The sequence below is a fragment of the Daejeonella sp. genome (assembly GCF_036405355.1).
Lineage (GTDB): Bacteria > Bacteroidota > Bacteroidia > Sphingobacteriales > Sphingobacteriaceae > Daejeonella.
In genome coordinates, this window is sequence record NZ_DASWXT010000138.1 from 21,523 (window position 1) to 40,554 (window position 19,032).

Genomic DNA, 19,032 nt, shown 5'->3' on the forward strand with positions numbered 1-19,032 from the left:
CCCGCAATTGAACAGGATTTTTCAATAGATCTTTATTGAAAGCCTCTTTTAATTCTAATATCGATCAATGATGAAGAAATATCTATTTCTGCTTTTTGCAGTGTTATTTTCAGCTGCTGATAGTTTCACCCAAATCAGATTATCGTCCATTAAGGTGGATGAATGGGTAAAAAAGAATTTCAGCGGACAAGGAGTTATAATCGGGAATATTAAATTTAAGGGTTATCCGCTATCCACCTTGTCTTATACCAGCGCGGGTAATATTTTGCAGGTACAAAAGGGCTTAATCCTTTCAACCGGAAACTCATTCAATGTTGCCGGATATAATAATTCCCATAATCAAAGTTCAACTTTCGGAGATATTTTATCCCCTCAAACAGATCCGGATCTGTCGGCAATAGTAAGCGGTAAGTTATTTGACATCTGCAGTATTGAATTTGATTTTGTACCAATGGATAACAGTATACAGTTTAATTATCAGTTTGGTTCTGATGAATATCCTGAGTATGTAGATTCGCCTTATAATGATGTTTTTGCTTTTATTGTTTCTGATGAAAGCAGTACTAAGAATATCGCTTTGATACCCGGAACCGGTGTGCCTGTCAGTATAAATACAGTAAACTTTAAACTAAATCAGGATCATTTTATTGATAATAACTTATACAAGCAGGTTACAATCAAAAGACAGGAGCCATTAAAATCAACCTATAGGGGAACATTACCGGGCAGAGTATTAAGAGGTATTGGTTCGATCTTTACAATGAGCGGCCCTGTACCGGGTGATCAGACAGTAATTCAGGCTGACCCGGAATTATTGAAGACTCTTGATCCAAATCTTTACCGTAATCTGCGTTACGATGGAATCACAAAAAAACTGGTTGCTCAAAGCTATGTTACTCCTTACAAGAAGTATCATCTTAAGATCGTGATCGCTGATGTTGCCGATAATATCTATGATTCGGGGGTGTTTATAGAAGATCGCAGTTTGACATCGAAAAAGGATATTCAACAGCCAGGCTTTGTCGATTATCCTGATCTGAGCAAAGTGATTGATCCCAATTTGATCTTACAGGGAAAAACGCTTGAAGAGATCCTGCCTGCAAATTATAAGAAGGAAATTACTAAGCCGGCTGAGCAGACAGTTGCCGCAGTACAACAAACACCTGAACCTGTTTCTCAACCCGCTCCTGCCGCTGCTCCGCCTGTTCAACCTAAGCAAAGATCATTGCCGGCTCCGAAGCCTGTTGACGTAGCCTCGCCTGCACAAAAGAAAGTGGTACTAACAGAACCGGAATTTGAAATGCCCAATGTTGTGATCCTGTTTGATTTTGATAAATCGGATATTACAGAGGAAGAAATGGTCAAGCTCCGGACTGCCATCAATAAGTACAAACAAGTAAGAAATCAGTATTCGATTAGTATCTCTGGTCACACGGATAACTACGGAAGTCTGGAATACAATTATGCACTTTCAGATCGTAGAAATAAAGCTATCATTAATGCTGTTAGTGAAATGCTTGGAGAGAAAATCAGTATACCTGCTCTCAGTAAATCATATACATTGCCGGTTGCAGATAACAGTACCGACAGGGGTCGTCAGTTAAATCGTCGTGTAGAACTGGTATTTATAAAGAAGAAATAATTATTCAGATTACCTGTTGAAGAATTTATTCTTCTTCTTCATCGAATAATTTAGCTGGAATCCAATTCCAAAAGATTTCAATTCAGTTTCACCCTGTCCGATTCCTGACAATGGTAATTTAGCATAAGGCTGAATCACTATGCTGCTTTGATTGTCAATAGGCTTTTCAATACCTATAGATAGATTAACAATACTCATAATGTGTTGGTTTGCATTATTGATTTTGTATTTCCTTCCGGCAGAAGGGTAAGACGGGGTAGAATTATAGATAAAATTATATTTCTCAGACAACATAATGTAGGAGGATAAGCCCGCAGATGCTATAATTCCTGTCTTTTTGGTTTTACTTAGCAGCACATTCATATTCAGTGGAATATCTATCACACTGCAATCTGCATCAATCTGTCTTGAATAACTAGCCCAGGTTGAGAATGGCTTTTCTGTTGTATAATATGAATATTTATCGGAGGTATATTCCTTTTGTGAATAGTAGATACCGGTACCGGCAGATATACCTTTCGAAATTCTATAGTTAATTCCAAAGCCGCTACTAATTCCAGCTTTGCTGTTTCCAATCCCATTTACAGAATTCATGTCGGTGGTAAAAGCCATGCTCAAAGTGAGTCTGCCTGTTTGGTTTTTATTGCTGCGTTCCGGTTTCCTGGTGATACTGTCAATAGCAGGACTTTTGTCAGATTTTAATGAAAATGTATTGACTGCTTTAAGATCGCCGGATGGGAGGGGGCTTATATTTCTGAACTCCTGAGAAAGAGCCTTATTTAAAGGCTGGAGTTGATTTCTGTCTTCTGAATTAATATTTGTAAATAAGGCAGGTTCTATAAAATCTTCTACAGGTTTTTCGCTTTCCTGTTTCACAATGTCTGTGTTCAGGCCGGAAGTCTTTCTTTCATCAGGAATTACAGGATCAGGCAGAAAGGCCGCAGGACTGGTAGTTTCATTTTCAGTATTCAGCGTTGTATTCTCTTTATTTTGGGTTTCAATCTGGTTGTTTTTGGCCTTTTCAACATCAGCCAAAGGGATTTCAGGTTCAGGGGAAAGCCATACTGACAGGAAAATAAGTAATCCTGCAGCTATTCCAGCCGGCCAGTAAAACCAGCCAATGACAGGCCGATTATTTGGCTTGCCTTTCAGAAGACGCTCCATTTCTTTCCAGTCTTTCTCTGCAGGAGAAAGCTCCGGAGTTGACTTAAGCGCCTGCCTGAAAAATTTGTCTGTCTTGTTTGGGCTCAAATTGCTCATTGAAAATTATTGCTGTATTCTGTCCTGTGTTTATTTCTGTTTTTTTATCATTCTCTTCAAGCATTGCTCTTAGCTTTTGCCTTGCTTTAAATAAATTTGATTTGGATGTTCCCACCGAAATACCAAGCTGTTCAGCTATTTCTTCATGTGTATAACCATCAATCGCAAATAAGTTGAACACTGTCCGGTAACCCGGGGGTAAGGCTTGTACTAATTTGATCAGATCATCATAATTAAGCTTACTTTGGATATCAGTCTCTTTACCCTGAATTTCCAGCTCGGCAAGGTCACTGGTAATGGGATGCTTCAGCTCAGCACGGTAATGGTCGATCGCCGTATTGGTCATTATACGGGAAAGCCATGGTAAAAATGGCTTCGACGGATCATACCGGTCGAGACGAGTTAAAACTTTATAAAAACCATCATTCAATATTTGAACCGCTTCATCTCTGTCGCGGGCATATCTCAAACAAATCCCCATAGCAAAGCCATAAAAATTGTAATACAATTTTTTCTGACTACCTGCTATTCCGCGTATGCAATCTTCGCGAAGCTGATGAGGTAATTGTTCGATCGAATTACTCAATTTAATAGCTATTTGTGATATACACGGTGAAAGGATTTAAATGGTTGCTTTTACTAGTGAATTTAAATGTAAAATATTGAATGTCAATGAAATAAATCTAATTAATTACTTGATTGCTATTAAAACAGTTTGCAGAAGCATTAATTTAATTATTCATCAATTATTAAATTTAACTAAGAGCTGTTTAAAACTTAGCGCTTGCAATTTCATCCGATAACTTATATTTACCACAATAGAATTTCATATTTAAGGATGAGTGAAGAAATAGAAAACACAGACAGCGAAAACAACAATACGGCAGGCGAAGAAAAAGCTTTACATAATGTAACATCGCTTTCCGGTTTATATGAAAATTGGTTTTTAGATTATGCATCCTATGTTATTCTGGATCGCGCAGTACCTCATATTCATGATGGTTTAAAGCCTGTTCAGCGTCGTATTTTACATTCTCTTAAGGAGATGGACGACGGACGCTTTAATAAGGCTGCCAACGTAATCGGTAATACGATGAAGTATCATCCGCATGGAGATGCTTCAATCGGAGATGCAATGGTTCAGATCGGCCAAAAGAATTTGCTGATTGATACTCAGGGTAACTGGGGAGATCCTATAACAGGCGACTCCGCAGCTGCACCACGTTATATCGAAGCCCGGCTTTCTAAATTTGCAAATGAGGTAGTATTTAATCCCGATACCACCGAATGGCAAAGCAGTTACGATGGACGTAACCGTGAACCTGTTACTCTTCCTGTAAAATTTCCTTTGCTTCTTGCTCAGGGGGCAGATGGTATTGCAGTTGGTCTCGCGACTAAAATAATGCCTCATAATTTTGTGGAACTGATCGACGCTTCGATTGAGGTTCTGAAAGGTAATCGTCCTGATCTTCTTCCTGATTTTCAGATGGGGGGAATGGCTGATTTCAGTAATTACAATGAAGGGATGCGGGGTGGCAGAATCAGGGTCAGGGCTAAAATTATTGAAAGGGATAAGAAGACTCTGGCTATTACCGAGATTCCTTATACTACAACTACCGGCGGACTGATTGACAGTGTGATCTCGGCAAATGATAAGGGCAAAATCAAGATCAAAAAGATCGAGGATAATACAGCCAAAGATGTTGAGATCATTATTCATCTCGCACCGGGGATCTCACCTGATGTGACGATCGATGCACTTTATGCTTTTACAGATTGTGAGGTTTCTATCTCTCCCAATACCTGTATCATTAAGGGTGATAAGCCCTATTTCATGAGTGTGAATGATATCCTCATTGAGAGTACCCAGCACACCAAAGGTCTTCTTAAACTGGAGCTTGAAATTAAGCTTGCAGAACTCAAGGAAAAGATCTTTTTCAGTTCATTACTCAAAATATTTATTCAGGAAGGAATGTACAAGAATCCTGAATATGAAGGTTCCGGTAATTTTGAAGCTGTAGTTGAAGTTTTAAATAAATTATTCAGTCCGTTTTTCTCCCAATTATACAGGGAGATTCTTCCTGAAGATTATAAAAAGCTGATCGATAAACCGATGAGCAGTATTACCCGCTTTGACCTTAAGAAATCTGACGAGCAGTTATTGGCTTTGGAAAGTGATATTAAGGAAGTTAATAAACACCTCAAACATCTGACAGATTATGCCATTGCCTGGTTTGAAAAATTAAAGAGTAAATATGGTGCTGGCAGGGAGCGCAAGACAGAAATAAGGGCTTTCGATCGGGTGGAGGCTTCCAAAGTGGCCTTAGCCAATGTTAAATTATATATGAACCGCGAAGATGGTTTCATCGGAACCGGACTTCGTAAAGATGAATTTGTTTGTGATTGCTCTGATCTGGATGAGGTAATCGTTTTCAGAGAGGATGGAAAGTTCATTGTTTCAAAGGTCGCCGAAAAAACCTTTGCAGGGAAGGGGATAGTCCACGCCCAGGTGTTTAAAAAGAATGATGAGCGTACAGTATACAACCTGATTTACAGGGATGGGGAAAGTGGTACATCCTATATAAAACGGTTCTCTGTACTGGGTGTTACCCGTGATAAGGAGTACGACCTGACCAAGGGAAGCAAGGGATCAAAAGTGTTATATTTTACAGCAAACCCTAACGGTGAGGCTGAAATAATTAATGTTCAGCTTAAACCTCATTCCAAACTGAAAAAACTGCAGTTCGATATTGACTTTGCTGATCAGGTGATTAAAGGCAGGAGTTCAATGGGCAATATTGTAACAAAATATCCTGTGAAGAAGGTCGTGCTGAAGAGCAAGGGTATCTCCACTTTATCAGGACGTAAGATATGGTATGATGAAATTCTAAAACGACTGAATGTGGATGGAAGGGGCAAATATCTTGGAGAATTTGATGGAGATGATAGAATTCTGACGCTAAATCCGCAGGGTGTTTATGAGTTGAGTAGTTTTGATCTGAGTAATCACTTTGATGATCGCCTGCTGCTGATTGAGAAGTTTAATCCGGAAAAGGTGTTCACCATGATCTATATTGAAGGTAAATCCGGTGCACATTATCTCAAGCGATTTGTTTTTGAAAACGCTACTATCGGCAAGAAAACCAGTGTCATCAGCGAAGAATCAGGATCAAAACTTATTCTGATCTCAGGCCATGTCAGACCAAAGATCAAACTGGAAGTATTGAAGGGTAAAACTAAAATTGCTGAGGAATCTGAGATTGATCTGAGTGAAGCAATTGAAGTTAAGGGAATGAAGGCTATGGGTAACAGGCTCAGCCCTCATGAAGTGAAAGATATCCAGCTTATCCCTTCACTTATTGATGAAGAAGATGAAGAGATTCTAGCGGCGGATTCTGAACCCGACGATAATGAAAGAGATGAGCCGGGAGTCCATACGGCCACCCCAGTTTCTTCACAGGCCAGGGATATTGATGCTGAAATAGAGCCGACACAGGGTGCTGAAATCATAGTTGAAGAGCCTTTGTCAAAAACTGAATCTTTGGATGAATCCAATGGTATTGAAGAGATTGTTGAGGATAATATTGCTGAGGATCAGGATGTAACAATAGTTTCTGAGGAACCTCCAAAAGAAGAAATAAAGCCTGCAAAGAAAATTGATTTTGAAATCACCAATCCGGAGGATCTGGATATTGATGATAAAGGGCAATTGGGATTGTTTTGATCAGACTGACTCAAAAGCTAATTCTGGCAACAGAATTTATTCCTGAATTGAATTTTCTAATAGACTATAAAGCTCTTTTCCAAAATAATTTCAGATATCTGCCTGGTTAGCTGATACTTTCATTTGCTTTTCATGACTTGAAACACGTTTGTGACAATTGTGATATTTGTTACCATCAGTAGATTTTAGGTGAAATACCTTTGTATAAAATTTTAAACAATTTTATATGAAGAGCATAGCGATTGTCATTTTTGCCGGCCTTATTTCACTTTCGGCAGAGGTATTCAGCCAGGATACAATTTCACTTTCCAGGAAAGATATTTGGGCGAAAGTATCTGAAAGGAACCTTCAATTGCAAATTCAGGATCAGGATTATAAGTCGGCTCAGGCTGATTTCAAGCAATCAAATTCACTGTTTTTGCCCGATGTTTCTCTCTCGCATACAGGAACATCAAGTACCAATCCTTTGATTGCTTTTGGTTCGAAATTAAATCAGGAAATTTTAACGGCATCAGATTTTAATCCGGCTTTATTGAATAACCCTGATGTTACGAGCAATTTCGCAACTAAATTTCAAATTCTGCAACCCCTACTTAATCTGGATGGTGTATATGGAAGGCAGGCTGCAAAATCTAAAATGGAGGCTATTCATTTGCAGTCTGAACGTTCAAAGGAATATCTTGAATTGGAGTCAGTTAAGGCATTCATGCAATTGCAATTAGCCTACAAAGCAGTTGATGTTCTCAGAAAAGCAGAATTGACGGCCGGAGCCAATCTTAAATTAATTGAAAGCTACTTTAATCAGGGTATGCTTCAAATGACTGATGTCCTTTCTGTAAAAGTACGTGTGAACGAGATTAAAAATCAGGTTCAACTGGCAAAAAGCAATACCCGGAATGCATCAGATTATTTGGCATTTCTAATGCAGGAGGATATGAACGGTAAAGTATATCGTCCTGTTGAAGAACTTGAAAATTCTATTTCAATAAATGAAAGCGGTATCGGTTTATCAGAAAGTCGTAAAGATATCATGGCTATGACAAAATCAACCGAAGCTTATCATGCCTTGTTGAAATCCTCAAAAATGACCTTTTTGCCGAGGTTGAATGCTTTTGGAACATACGAAATGTATGATAATAAAGTATTTGGTGCCCGGGCCAAGGGTTATCTGTTGGGTGTACAATTGTCATGGAATGTATTTGATGGTTATAAGTCTATTGGAAAGAGACAAAAAGCTTTAGCAGATTATCAAAAATCTGAAGCTGAAACCAATCAGTATAAGGCCCAAAGTCAAATGGAACTCAATAAAACCAGCCGGCAGCTTAACGACGCAGGCCTTAAAGTAAGCCTGTCGAAATTAGCGCTTGAGCAATCTCAGGAGGCTTACCGGATACACAATAACCGGTTTAAACAGGGGCTCGAAAAGACCAGCGATCTGCTTGGTTCAGAGACTCAGATGTTTCAGAAAGAGCTTGAATACCTTCAGGCAGTATTTGAATACAATTTCACTCAACAATATTTAAGCTTTTTAACTAAGTAATAAAATGAAACTATCATGATTTTGCCAAAACCCGCAGGGGTATGATTATTAAATCATGATTGCTTCATCACCATTAACAAACAATAAACGGATGAAAAAGATATTAATACCAATAGTAATTCTAGGAGCACTCTCATTTTTAGCTTCCTGCGGTGAAAGTAAGAAAGAAACAGTTATAGACGTTCCTACGGTGGCGGTAAAGCTGGCCGGCTCTTCTTCAATACAGAATACCGATTTTATCAGTGCAAGTGGAAAGATTGAGGCAGAGAACAGTGCGAATATCAGTACGAGAATGATGGGTTATATTACTAAAATTCATGTAAAGGTTGGTCAGCAAGTTAAACAAGGGCAATTGCTAATCAGCATAAACAGCTCTGATCTAACAGCAAAAAGAGCACAGGTAGATGCAGGGATTCTGCAAGCGACAACTGCATATAACAGTGCCAGGAAGGATTACGACAGATTTGTGAATTTATTTAAGGATGCAAGTGCTTCCCAAAAGGAGCTGGATGATATTACTGCCCGATATGAGATGGCAAAAGCCGCACTGGATGGCGCAAAGCAAATGAAGAAGGAGGTGATGGCGCAGTTCTCATATTCAAATCTTACGGCTCCTTTCACTGGAGTAATTACCAATACTTTTATTAAAGAGGGTGATATGGCTAATCCGGGAATGCCTCTTTTGAGTATGGAGGGGGTATCCCGATTACAGGTAACTGCGATGGTCTCAGAAAATCAGATCTCAAGTATTACAAAAGGAATGCCTGCTGAGGTTCTTATAAAATCAATTAATAAGGAGGTTAATGGTAAGGTTTCCGAGGTGAGTGTCTCGGCAAAAAATACCGGTGGACAGTATCTGGTGAAGGTTGATCTTGATAAAATTGATAAGTCTATTCTATCAGGCATGTTTGTTAATGTTCATTTCCCTGTTAAAAGTGAACCAGCCTCTACTGAATCTTCAGATAAGGTTTTGATTCCTGTTGCTGCATTGGTAAAGCAGGGTCAGCTTAAAGGAGTATATACTATAGGAAATGTAAATACTGCAATTCTGAGATGGATCAAGACAGGTAAAACATTTGGTGATCAGGTTGAGGTTTTATCTGGATTATCTGCTTCTGAACAATATGTAGTCTCTGCAGAGGGCAAATTGTATAACGGAGCGAAAGTTAGTATCCAACAATAAATTACAGTTTCAAGCATTTTTTATCCATTTAGCGATAGAGAATATAACTAAAGTATCATGCAAGAAGGTATATCAGGAAAAATAGCCCATTTTTTCATAAACTCTAAACTTACAATTTTATTGATGTCGGTGCTGATGATTATCGGTGTCTACAGTTCGTTTCTTATTCCCAGAGAAGAGGAACCTCAAATCAATGTACCGATGGCTGATGTGATGGTCGGGTATCCGGGAGCAAGTCCGTCAGAGATCGAAAGCCGTGTAGTTAAACCACTGGAAAAGATTATTTCCAACATCAAGGGTGTTGAGCACGTTCATAGTATGGCAATGAATGGCCAGGCAATGATGATTGTGCAATTTTTTGTGGGTGAAGATGTAGAGCGTTCGTATGTTAAACTTTATGATGAATTAAATAAGCATGAGGATTTATTTCCGGCAGGAGTTTATAAGCCAATCGTAAAGACCCGCTCTATAGATGATGTTCCAATGCTGGGACTGACATTATGGAGTGAGAAATATGATGAATTTCAGATTAGACAAATTGCAGAAGAAGTAACCTCTGAAATCGAAAAAATTAAAGATGTAGCAGCGACAAAAGAGATTGGAGGCCGCAAACGTGAAGTAAAAGTTGTTTTAGATAAAGATAAAATGGCTGAGAGCGGTGTTGATCCGCTTGGAATCATGCAAATGATTCAGTCGAATAATGCAAGTTCTCAATCAGGGAGCTTCTCTAATAATGATCAGGAATTTTTAGTGTCTACGGGACAGTTTTTGACTAATTCTGAAGATGTTGAGAATCTTGTAATTGGAGTAAATAATAATATGCCTGTTTATCTGAAGCAGGTTGCATCAGTTCAGGACGGCCCATCAAGCCCAGGCAGCTATGTCTCTTTTGGGTACGGAAAGTCTAATGAAAGCTATTCTAAATCTAATTCAGAATATCCTGCAGTAACAATTTCTATCGGTAAAGTTAAGGGTGCTGACGCAATGAAAATATCTGAAAAGATTCTGGAGAAGGTGGATCATTTGAAGCAAAATATCATTCCTGATGAAGTTCATGTTGAAGTGACCAGGAACTATGGTGAGACTGCGTCCGATAAAGTAGGAGAGCTCCTGCTCCACCTTGGTATTGCAATTGTTGCGGTAACTTTCCTGGTTATGCTTGCTATGGGATGGAGAGGTGGATTAGTCGTGTTTTTCTCAGTACCATTGACGTTTGCATTGACCCTGTTCAGTTATTATGTCCTTGATTATACGCTAAACCGTATAACATTATTTGCATTAGTATTTGTGGTAGGTATTGTTGTGGATGATAGTATCATCATCGCCGAGAATATGCACAGGCACTTTAAGATGAAACGTCTTCCGTTTAAACAAGCGGCCATTTTTGCAATAAACGAAGTTGGAAACCCAACTATTTTAGCAACATTTACTGTCATTGCAGCGATTTTGCCTATGGCTTTTGTCTCCGGAATGATGGGGCCATATATGAGTCCTATGCCAATTGGGGCATCTATCGCGATGATTTTATCTCTCTTTGTAGCCCTCACAATTACTCCATACCTGGGTTATCATTTATTGAAAGAGAAAGATGAGCAAAAGCATAAGGAAGAGCAGGGACTGGAAACCAGTTTGATTTATAGAGTTTACGATAAGATTGAGCGCCCTTTACTTGAAAGTTCTCCAAAGCGTCGCTGGATGCTGGGTATTACTTTCTTATTGTTGATTGGGTCGGTGATGATGTTCTTCACCAAATCAGTAATAGTGAAGATGCTTCCATTTGATAATAAGAATGAGTTTCAGGTAGTGATTGATATGCCTGAAGGGACAACCCTGGAAAGAACCGCTGCGGTAACTAAGGAAATTGCACAGTATCTTTCTCAAAAACCGCAGGTTGTTAACTATCAGAATTATATTGGAACATCTGCACCCATTACCTTCAATGGATTAGTTCGCCATTACGATCTTAGAGGTGGAAGCAATATGGCGGATATTCAGGTAAATCTGTTACATAAAGAGGAGAGAGATCAGCAAAGTCATGATATCGCGAAGGAGGTCCGTCCTGAGATTCAAAAGATAGCCAAAAAGTACGGTGCAAATGTAAAGATCATTGAAGTTCCGCCTGGTCCTCCGGTATTATCTACACTTGTTGCCGAGATATATGGTCCTGATTATCAGGAGCAAATTAAGGTTGCGAAGCAGGTAAAAACTATTCTGGAACAAACTTCAGATATTGTTGATATCGACTGGATGGTTGAAGATGCTCAAACGGAGTACCGCCTGGAGGTTGATAAAGAAAAGGCTATGCTGAATGGAGTAGCCTCCCAGCAGATAGTGGGTAATTTGACCTATTTGCTTAAAGAGTATCCGGTTTCTCATTTATATGATGAAAATTCAAATGATCAGGTTGGTATCGTATTATCTCTGGATGATTCGGAAAAGTCAGATTTACAGGATATTACCAGCCTTAAGGTAAAAGGTTCTCATGGGAATATGATTCCGGTAAGTGATCTGGTTAAGGTAGTGCGTGATACATTGAACAAAACTATTTACCGTAAGGATCAAAAGCGTGTGGTTTATGTGACTGCTGATATGGCAGGTGCTTTAGAAAGCCCGGTTTATGCTATTCTTGGTATGAATGAAAAACTTCAGAAAATCAAATTGCCAAAGGGATATAAAGTGAATGAGTTATATATGGAACAGCCTGCTGATGAAAGCAATTTTACAGTAAAGTGGGATGGTGAATGGCAGGTCACACTAGAGGTATTCCGGGATCTTGGTGCAGCATTTTTAGTGGTTATAATCATTATTTATATGTTGATTGTTGGCTGGTTCCAGAATTTTAAAACCCCAATGGTCATGATGATGGCGATTCCATTGTCGCTGATTGGTATTGTACTCGGGCATTGGATGTTGGGAGCCTTCTTTACAGCTACTTCTTTCATAGGAATGATCGCATTAGCAGGAGTTATGGTTCGCAACTCAGTATTGCTGATTGACTTTATTGAAATTCGTCTGAATGACGGGGTTCCATTAAAGCAGGCAATCGTTGAAGCGGGTGCTGTGAGAACTACTCCGATCCTCTTAACAACAGGCGCTGTTGTGATTGGTGCATCCATAATTTTGTTCGATCCGATATTTCAGGGACTTGCAATTTCGCTCGTGGCAGGTGCAATTGTTTCAACCCTGCTAACCCTGGTCGTGGTGCCCCTGATCTATTACATTACTGAGAGAAAAAAATGGGAAAGTAAATTGCCCGACAATGGAGAAACTATTAAATCAGAAGAGATATGAAATTATTGGTAATTACTGCGATAAGAGAGTACAAAAAAGATATACTGAAGATGCTCAGGGCAGCTGGAGTTAAAAACTTCTCATACAGAGAAGTAACAGGATTTCAGGATAATTCAGGCGATGAGGTTGGACTTAACTGGTTTGCCTCTGAGATGAATGAAAATGAATCAATTTTATTCTATGCCTTTGTAAATAAGGAGATAGTTGAATCATTTTTCAATCTCACGGACGTATACAATTCTAAACAGGGGAATGAGTCCCGTATTCACATTGCAGTTTTAAATATTGAAAAGTCAAATAATTTATAATAAATGAAAAATCGCATTGTAAGAGCAATTGCTGGCAGCTTTATTTTGCTTAGCTTACTTTTAGCTGTTTATGTTAACATCAACTTTCTCTGGTTTACAGCTTTTGTGGGAGCTAATTTATTACAGTCTTCCATGACAAAATGGTGTCTTATGGATGATATTCTTACTAAATTGGGTGTTAAAGAATAAGCTGATAAAAGGCTGACAGGGTTCCAAACCCTGTCAGCCTTAATATTATTTTAATTTTTCCCTGAATTCTCTGATAAACTTATGCAGCTTCGGTTGAATAACATGGACGCAATAGGCCTTATTCGCATTATTGTTATAATAGTCCTGGTGATAATCTTCTGCAGAATAAAATATTGAAACCGGTGTTACCTCAGTAACGATTGGCCGTTCAAACACCATTTCTTTTTCCAGCTGATCGATCATATTTTCAGCGGCAAGTTTCTGTTCCTGATTTTCGTAGAATACAACTGAACGATATTGATTGCCAACGTCATTTCCCTGCATATTCAGGGTAGTAGGATCATGAGTCTTGAAGAATACGAGCAAAAGATCCTCAAAAGAGATTTCTTCCGGGTTAAATTCAATTCGGATGATTTCTGCATGTCCCGTATCCCCCTTGCAGATATCCTCATAGCTGGGGTTTGGTTTATGCCCTCCCATATAACCCGATACTACCTTTGTAACTCCTTTTAAATTCTGAAAGATGGCTTCTGTGCACCAAAAGCATCCGCCGCCAAAAATTGCCTGTTCCATATCACTAAATGTGAGAATTTATTATGAAAGAATTATAATAGCCCTGTAAAGAATAAAAGAGGGTAAAACCCTCTTTTATCTATTGTGTATTTTGTCTTTACTGATACTGAATATAGCTTGGTTGTGGTTTAAGTTTCATCAGATCCTGAGGAGTCATTAAACGGTTTGGAGCTTTTTTCAGATCATTTTTATAGAAAATTTTAAAACCTGTAAACTGTACCGGTTCAGAATATATAAAGTGGCGATGTGTTCCCATTTTAAGTTCTGGTTCACCCCATCCATCCATGTGCATAACGATTTGTGTTTCAGGTCTCAGCTTGATGTTCTGATAATTTGTGACCATTTTTTTCGTGAAGCGGTGTATGACAAAGATTTTAGGAGGCAGATTATGGGTTCTCACCAATTTTGCCAGATAATCTGATACATAATTGATCTCTGAAGCATCATAAGTGCCAATCTTTCTGCCTGGCAGAACTCCACCTTTCATTGAGAATTCAGGATCAATTCCAAGGTGTACATTTGGCATCATTAAATATTTTTCAAGACGCGGAAGTTCTTCCCTGATCGTACTTAAGGCTACCTGTATGTCAAGGAATACAATCATGTCTTTCTTCATTCTGGAAATAGTTAATACTGAATCGATCTGCTTATCAGGCATACGGTTTCTGTATTTACCATCTTTTCCGGGATCACCTGCTGCAACTACCGCAATATAATGCAGGGCTGGTTGTACCGGTGTTTTAGGATCAATTTTCTCCCATTTTGCAACCTCTGCATAAAGCATTCTCAACATCTCTTTTGGAGCATACTCGCCCAAAGCACCCATTTTTTTGGAGTAGAGGTTCCCATAATAGGTTACTACTCTTTTAAAAGGCAGTATTGCACCCGGAAGTGGATAAGGCTGCTTTTTAACCGGCCATTTTCCGGTAGTATCGCCATTTGCGAGTTCCTTAAGCTTCTTGTTGTAAAGAGCAGTGTCAATTGGTTCATAATCAATATTTTCCGCTGTTGATTCTTCTTCGGATTCTTCACCTTCAGGCTTAGCGCCTGACTCGGTTTTTAGCGCAGATTTAGTATCTGTCTTACTTTTTGATTCACTGCAGTTTGTGAAAAAAATAATGAGGAATAAAATTGAAAGACTGCTTATGCTTAGTTTTCCGGTTTTCATAGATTGAGTTTATATTCTGTTTTTGAGATGATGTGCTAATAATGCCTAATTTATTTGTTGAAAGTATTTTGAATTTTAAGAGCGTTCCGGAGAATCAAATTAATTGTTGCCTGTATTGTACACGAATAATTTTCAATAAAATTTACAGAATTTTCCAAATACACCCAATGGTAATTTGTAACCTGAACTTGCCTGAAGGTAAAGCTCTCCTGTTTCCAGGTTTTGAACTTCGGGAAAAGAAGATAGAATCAGATTTTCGACAATCACAGATGAAAAACCAAGAGAATAGGTGTTCAGAATTAAAAAATGTTCATCCTCATCCAGTAATTTCACCACATCATCCATCATTTCCCTGATATTATCTTCCAGTTTCCATTTTTCTCCATTTGGCCCATGTCCGTAGGCAGGAGGATCCAGAATGATTCCGTTATACTTACGCCCTCTCTTGACTTCACGTTTTACAAATTTCAAGGCATCTTCAACTGTCCAGCGAATGTTTTCAAGTCCGGATAGTGTTTGATTTTCATTCGCCCAGCTTACTACCTGTTTGATTGAATCAACATGTGTCGTTTCGGCACCCGCGGCCCTGGCAGCAAGAGAAGCACCTCCCGTATAAGCAAAAAGGTTTAATACTTTTGGCTGCGCAGTTTTGAATTTCTTAACGTTTTTAATGATGTAATCCCAGTTAACAGCCTGTTCAGGAAATATACCCAGATGCTTAAATGAGGTGAGGGCCAACCTGAACTGCAGTTTGATATCCTCATTTTTATAAGTGATATGCCATCTGTCGGGTGTTTTCTGATCTTTTTTAATCCACTCTCCTGAAGTTGCTGAACGGCCCTTAAAGCGAATATGATGTTGTTTGGTCCACTCACTTTCAGGATACTTTTTCCCCCAGACAGCTTGAGGTTCCGGACGGATCAGGATTACATTTCCGAAGCGTTCCAGCTTTTCAAAATTGCCACAATCAATCAGTTCGTAATCTTTCCAGTTTTGCGGACTTAACAGTTGAATCATTCTTATACTATTTTACTCACTTAATGGAGAGTAATGTGTTCTTTATTTCTTCTGTAATGCCTGCATGAATTTACTGGCAAAAACAAATTCGTTCAATTCTTTGTTATCGGTCGATGAAATTTCCTTATTTGTACCTTCCCACCATTTTTTTCCTTCATGCAGGAAAATGATATTTTCTCCGATACCCATCACCGAGTTCATATCGTGGGTAACAACAATGGTTGTTGTGTTATACTCCGTTGTAAGCTCCTGAATAAGATCATCAATTACGATAGCTGTTTTAGGATCAAGTCCGGAATTGGGTTCATCTACAAACAGGTATTTGGGATTCATTGCTATTGCTCTTGCAATACCTACTCTTTTTTTCATTCCTCCTGAAAGCTCAGCAGGGAATAATTTATTCTTTCCGGCAAGATTTACTCTTTCCAAACAGAAATTGGCACGATCAAGTTTTTCTTTGTGGCTTTGATTCGTAAACATGTTGATTGGAAAAATGATATTATCTTCTACATTCATGGAATCGAATAACGCAGATCCCTGAAAAAGCATCCCGATTTCGGTACGAATTTCAATTCTTGTAGCAAAGTTCATTCGGGTAAAATCACGCCCATCATAGATTACAGAACCTTCCTCAGGCTCATGCAGCCCCACCATGCATTTCAATAAAGTGGTTTTACCTGAGCCGGATCCTCCAATAATCAAATTACATTTTCCTTCTGCAAACTCTGCTGAAATACCCTGAAGGACGTGGTTTTCGCCAAAAGTTTTATGAATGTTTTTAATCTCTATCATAACATTAACTGGGCGATAACATAATCAGAAAACAGAATAGCAATACAGCTGATTACTACTGCTTTGGTACTTGACTGCCCAACCTCAAGAGCACCACCACTGGTGTAAAATCCCTGATAGGCTGATACTGAAGTGATTATAAATGCAAAGATTACGGCCTTAACCATGCACACAGTAAGAGTAAAGGAGTTGAAATCAGTAGTAAGTCCGGTAATAAAATCCTGTTGGGTAACGGCTCCTGATGCCGTGCCGGCAAAAAAACCTCCTGTTATACTTAAACCAATTGAGATGATTACCAGCAAGGGAATAGTAGTAATTGCAGCAATGATTTTAGGTAGAATCAGATAACCAGGTGAATTTATTCCCATGATTTCAAGCGCATCAATCTGCTCGGTTACGCGCATAGTCCCGATTTGAGAGGCAACACTCGATCCAACCTTACCTGCCAGCACAACTGCAGAAATAGTTGGACTTAATTCCAGAATGGATGAATCCCGAAGGATCATACCTATCACAGATTTCGGAATGAAATCACTGACAAGCTGGAACGCGGTCTGAACGGTAGTTACAGCACCCAAAAACACAGAGATGATGGCGATGATACCCAAAGAGCCAACACCAATAGATACCATTTCGTGGAAAATTTCCTTCCGGTAAATATTCCATTTTTCCGGCCGGCGGAATACTGCTTTTAACAATAATATATATTTACCTAAGGGGTGAAATATCATTTGAAAATTGTTTGTTTTACTAATTATACAATATTAATATAAAATTATCACTGCCGGAGACAGAAGTATAATTAAACAAAGGTAATCAAATGAGATTATGCCTTAAATTAAATACTGCTCCATCATTGATTTTGTTAATTTTAATCCATGAATGCAATTGTAACCGGTGCAACAAAGGGAATGGGCAGGGCCATTGTTATGGAACTCGCGGCAAATAATTATAATATCATATTTTGTGCCAGAGATGAAATGGAGGTTCAGGCCCTTCTGGATGAACTCAGGAAAAACTATCCCCGTCTACAGTTTTTCGGGATGCGGGCAGATATGGAAGAAAGCTCAGATGTGAGGGGATTCGCTGAATTTGCTGAAAAGAGTTTAGGCCATGTGGATGTTCTGATTAATAATGCTGGCCTGTATATTCCATCCGGACTCATGGATGAGGATCAAAGATGTCTGGAACGGCAAATGCAGGTCAACGTTTTTGCCCCTCACTTTTTAAGCAAGTTCTTTGCCGCCAAAATGATTGGCCAGGAAAAGGGACATATCATAAATATCTGCTCAATTGCAAGTTTAGAGCCTGTTGCCAGAGCCGGGTCATACAGTATCAGTAAAACGGCACTCCTTGGACTTACAAAGGCTTTGAGGGAAGAGCTGAGACCTGCAGGAGTAAAGGTGACTGCAGTTCTGCCGGGATCCACACTGACAGATTCATGGTCAGGAACGAGCCTCCCATCAGATTGGTTTATTTTATCTGAGGATATCGCAAAATCAATTATGAACTGTCTTCAAATGAGCCCCGGCGCAAATATTGATGAGATTATAATCAGGCCTCTATATGGCAAAGTTTGATTTTATATTATTTTGTCTTCATTTACCGATAATTTAATGCGCTTTACCGAGAACTTAGGATAACCTACCTATTTGGTATTTAGAACCCGGGAATCAAGGCTTAGTTTTGATCTATCAATTAAAGAAAAAGAATAATTGACATTAAAAGCTGAACTTATAAAATTAAAGAAATGGAAAAGAAACTTCAACGCATCGAGCAGGAAAAAATGATTGCAGGTGTATGTACCGGTCTCGCAGAATACTTCGATGTTGATGTAACCTGGATCAGGATCGCTTTTGTAGTAGCTGTAATGGCTGGAGCTTCAGGTATTCTGGCCTATATTGTACTTTGGATAGCCGTTCCCAAAAGACCTTACCTGCCTGATTATAGTCAGTTTAATGTTGACTATAAAGTGTCTGAGCCGGTGAATCTTTCAAATCCTGCTTTTCCACAAAAGAAAAAAGGAAACGGTAACGGACGTCTGATTGCAGGTTCAATCTTTATATTTTTCGGATCATTTTTCCTCCTGAATGAATTTGACCTGATTCCTCACTGGGTGGAGTTTCATAACCTTTGGCCGCTGATATTAATTGCAATGGGGCTTTATACCCTTGCAAGTGCAAAGAAAAAGGAACCCTGGAAAGATGACTGGGCTCAGACAGAAGACTTTACCCAAAGCACAGCCCCAAATACAGAGCAGGCTGTTAGCACTACCGAATCAACTGAATCTGCTGAGTCTTCAGAAGATCTAAATACAAATACTGACCCAAAGCAAAACTAAGCTA

Annotated in this window: 16 protein-coding genes; 9 read left to right on the forward strand and 7 right to left on the reverse strand. The window is 39.0% G+C overall.

What is annotated here, in order from left to right; translation table 11 throughout:
• The first annotated feature begins 67 nt into the window (after nt 1-67).
• Nucleotides 68-1,642, forward strand: a complete 1,575-nt coding sequence (locus VGE44_RS17130; protein WP_331081438.1) for an OmpA family protein — start codon at nt 68-70, stop codon at nt 1,640-1,642.
• Between the two features lie 9 nt (nt 1,643-1,651).
• On the opposite strand, the gene VGE44_RS17135 is transcribed toward VGE44_RS17130, so the two are convergent.
• Together VGE44_RS17135 and VGE44_RS17140 are read right to left on the reverse strand one after the other, a co-directional pair.
• Nucleotides 1,652-2,902, reverse strand: coding sequence for an outer membrane beta-barrel protein (locus VGE44_RS17135; RefSeq protein ID WP_331081440.1), 1,251 nt, complete (start codon nt 2,900-2,902; stop codon nt 1,652-1,654).
• A complete protein-coding gene (locus VGE44_RS17140; RefSeq protein ID WP_331081442.1) occupies nt 2,850-3,488 on the reverse strand; it encodes a sigma-70 family RNA polymerase sigma factor in 639 nt (212 codons plus the stop codon). Before VGE44_RS17140 ends, VGE44_RS17135 begins: the two co-directional genes overlap by 53 nt.
• 252 nt (nt 3,489-3,740) lie before the next feature.
• On the opposite strand from VGE44_RS17140, the gene VGE44_RS17145 reads away from it, so the two are divergent.
• The 6 genes from VGE44_RS17145 to VGE44_RS17170 all read left to right on the forward strand — a co-directional run bounded on the left by VGE44_RS17145 (nt 3,741) and on the right by VGE44_RS17170 (nt 13,137).
• On the forward strand, nt 3,741-6,626 hold the full coding sequence (locus VGE44_RS17145; protein ID WP_331081444.1) for a DNA gyrase/topoisomerase IV subunit A: 2,886 nt from the start codon (nt 3,741-3,743) through the stop codon (nt 6,624-6,626).
• Nucleotides 6,627-6,852: 226 nt separating this feature from the next.
• A complete protein-coding gene (locus tag VGE44_RS17150) occupies nt 6,853-8,166 on the forward strand; it encodes a TolC family protein (protein WP_331081446.1) in 1,314 nt (437 codons plus the stop codon).
• Nucleotides 8,167-8,257: 91 nt separating this feature from the next.
• A complete protein-coding gene (locus tag VGE44_RS17155) occupies nt 8,258-9,349 on the forward strand; it encodes an efflux RND transporter periplasmic adaptor subunit (RefSeq protein ID WP_331081448.1) in 1,092 nt (363 codons plus the stop codon).
• Nucleotides 9,350-9,406: 57 nt separating this feature from the next.
• The gene (locus tag VGE44_RS17160) at nt 9,407-12,640 is read left to right on the forward strand and encodes an efflux RND transporter permease subunit (protein ID WP_331081450.1); all 3,234 of its coding nucleotides are present in this window, start codon (nt 9,407-9,409) and stop codon (nt 12,638-12,640) included.
• Nucleotides 12,637-12,948: a hypothetical protein gene (locus tag VGE44_RS17165; RefSeq protein WP_331081452.1), complete on the forward strand. Its 312-nt coding sequence runs from the start codon at nt 12,637-12,639 to the stop codon at nt 12,946-12,948. The genes VGE44_RS17160 and VGE44_RS17165 overlap by 4 nt, the downstream gene beginning before the upstream one ends.
• 3 nt (nt 12,949-12,951) lie before the next feature.
• Entirely contained in the window at nt 12,952-13,137 is a 186-nt protein-coding gene (locus VGE44_RS17170) for a DUF2892 domain-containing protein (protein ID WP_331081454.1), read from the forward strand.
• A gap of 45 nt (nt 13,138-13,182) precedes the next feature.
• Here VGE44_RS17170 and msrA read toward each other — a convergent pair whose 3' ends face one another.
• From msrA to VGE44_RS17195, 5 genes are all read right to left on the reverse strand, one after another.
• Nucleotides 13,183-13,710 (reverse strand): peptide-methionine (S)-S-oxide reductase MsrA, encoded by a 528-nt coding sequence (gene msrA / locus VGE44_RS17175; protein WP_331081457.1) that lies wholly within the window; start codon nt 13,708-13,710, stop codon nt 13,183-13,185.
• 97 nt (nt 13,711-13,807) lie between these two features.
• Nucleotides 13,808-14,878 carry a hypothetical protein gene (locus tag VGE44_RS17180; protein ID WP_331081459.1) on the reverse strand — a complete coding sequence of 357 codons (1,071 nt, stop codon included), beginning with the start codon at nt 14,876-14,878 and terminating at the stop codon, nt 13,808-13,810.
• A 132-nt stretch (nt 14,879-15,010) separates the two neighbouring features.
• The gene (locus VGE44_RS17185) at nt 15,011-15,895 is read right to left on the reverse strand and encodes a class I SAM-dependent methyltransferase (RefSeq protein WP_331081461.1); all 885 of its coding nucleotides are present in this window, start codon (nt 15,893-15,895) and stop codon (nt 15,011-15,013) included.
• Between the two features lie 42 nt (nt 15,896-15,937).
• Nucleotides 15,938-16,687 carry an ABC transporter ATP-binding protein gene (locus tag VGE44_RS17190; RefSeq protein WP_331081463.1) on the reverse strand — a complete coding sequence of 250 codons (750 nt, stop codon included), beginning with the start codon at nt 16,685-16,687 and terminating at the stop codon, nt 15,938-15,940.
• Nucleotides 16,684-17,418, reverse strand: coding sequence for an ABC transporter permease (locus tag VGE44_RS17195; protein WP_331081465.1), 735 nt, complete (start codon nt 17,416-17,418; stop codon nt 16,684-16,686). Before VGE44_RS17195 ends, VGE44_RS17190 begins: the two co-directional genes overlap by 4 nt.
• A 147-nt stretch (nt 17,419-17,565) precedes the next feature.
• On the opposite strand from VGE44_RS17195, the gene VGE44_RS17200 reads away from it, so the two are divergent.
• On the forward strand, nt 17,566-18,267 hold the full coding sequence (locus tag VGE44_RS17200) for an SDR family oxidoreductase (protein WP_331081467.1): 702 nt from the start codon (nt 17,566-17,568) through the stop codon (nt 18,265-18,267).
• 170 nt (nt 18,268-18,437) lie between these two features.
• Nucleotides 18,438-19,028, forward strand: coding sequence for a PspC domain-containing protein (locus VGE44_RS17205; protein WP_331081469.1), 591 nt, complete (start codon nt 18,438-18,440; stop codon nt 19,026-19,028).
• The last annotated feature ends 4 nt before the right edge of the window (nt 19,029-19,032 follow it).

Bases quoted from the DNA above. Each gene is read 5' to 3' on its own strand.
- VGE44_RS17130 (WP_331081438.1), top strand. From the start codon at position 68: ATGATGAAGAAATATCTATTTCTGCTTTTTGCAGTGTTATTTTCAGCT.
- VGE44_RS17135 (WP_331081440.1), bottom strand. From the start codon at position 2,902: ATGAGCAATTTGAGCCCAAACAAGACAGACAAATTTTTCAGGCAGGCG.
- VGE44_RS17145 (WP_331081444.1), top strand. From the start codon at position 3,741: ATGAGTGAAGAAATAGAAAACACAGACAGCGAAAACAACAATACGGCA.
- VGE44_RS17150 (WP_331081446.1), top strand. From the start codon at position 6,853: ATGAAGAGCATAGCGATTGTCATTTTTGCCGGCCTTATTTCACTTTCG.
- VGE44_RS17155 (WP_331081448.1), top strand. From the start codon at position 8,258: ATGAAAAAGATATTAATACCAATAGTAATTCTAGGAGCACTCTCATTT.
- VGE44_RS17160 (WP_331081450.1), top strand. From the start codon at position 9,407: ATGCAAGAAGGTATATCAGGAAAAATAGCCCATTTTTTCATAAACTCT.
- VGE44_RS17165 (WP_331081452.1), top strand. From the start codon at position 12,637: ATGAAATTATTGGTAATTACTGCGATAAGAGAGTACAAAAAAGATATA.
- VGE44_RS17170 (WP_331081454.1), top strand. From the start codon at position 12,952: ATGAAAAATCGCATTGTAAGAGCAATTGCTGGCAGCTTTATTTTGCTT.
- msrA (WP_331081457.1), bottom strand. From the start codon at position 13,710: ATGGAACAGGCAATTTTTGGCGGCGGATGCTTTTGGTGCACAGAAGCC.
- VGE44_RS17180 (WP_331081459.1), bottom strand. From the start codon at position 14,878: ATGAAAACCGGAAAACTAAGCATAAGCAGTCTTTCAATTTTATTCCTC.
- VGE44_RS17185 (WP_331081461.1), bottom strand. From the start codon at position 15,895: ATGATTCAACTGTTAAGTCCGCAAAACTGGAAAGATTACGAACTGATT.
- VGE44_RS17190 (WP_331081463.1), bottom strand. From the start codon at position 16,687: ATGATAGAGATTAAAAACATTCATAAAACTTTTGGCGAAAACCACGTC.
- VGE44_RS17195 (WP_331081465.1), bottom strand. From the start codon at position 17,418: ATGATATTTCACCCCTTAGGTAAATATATATTATTGTTAAAAGCAGTA.
- VGE44_RS17200 (WP_331081467.1), top strand. From the start codon at position 17,566: ATGAATGCAATTGTAACCGGTGCAACAAAGGGAATGGGCAGGGCCATT.
- VGE44_RS17205 (WP_331081469.1), top strand. From the start codon at position 18,438: ATGGAAAAGAAACTTCAACGCATCGAGCAGGAAAAAATGATTGCAGGT.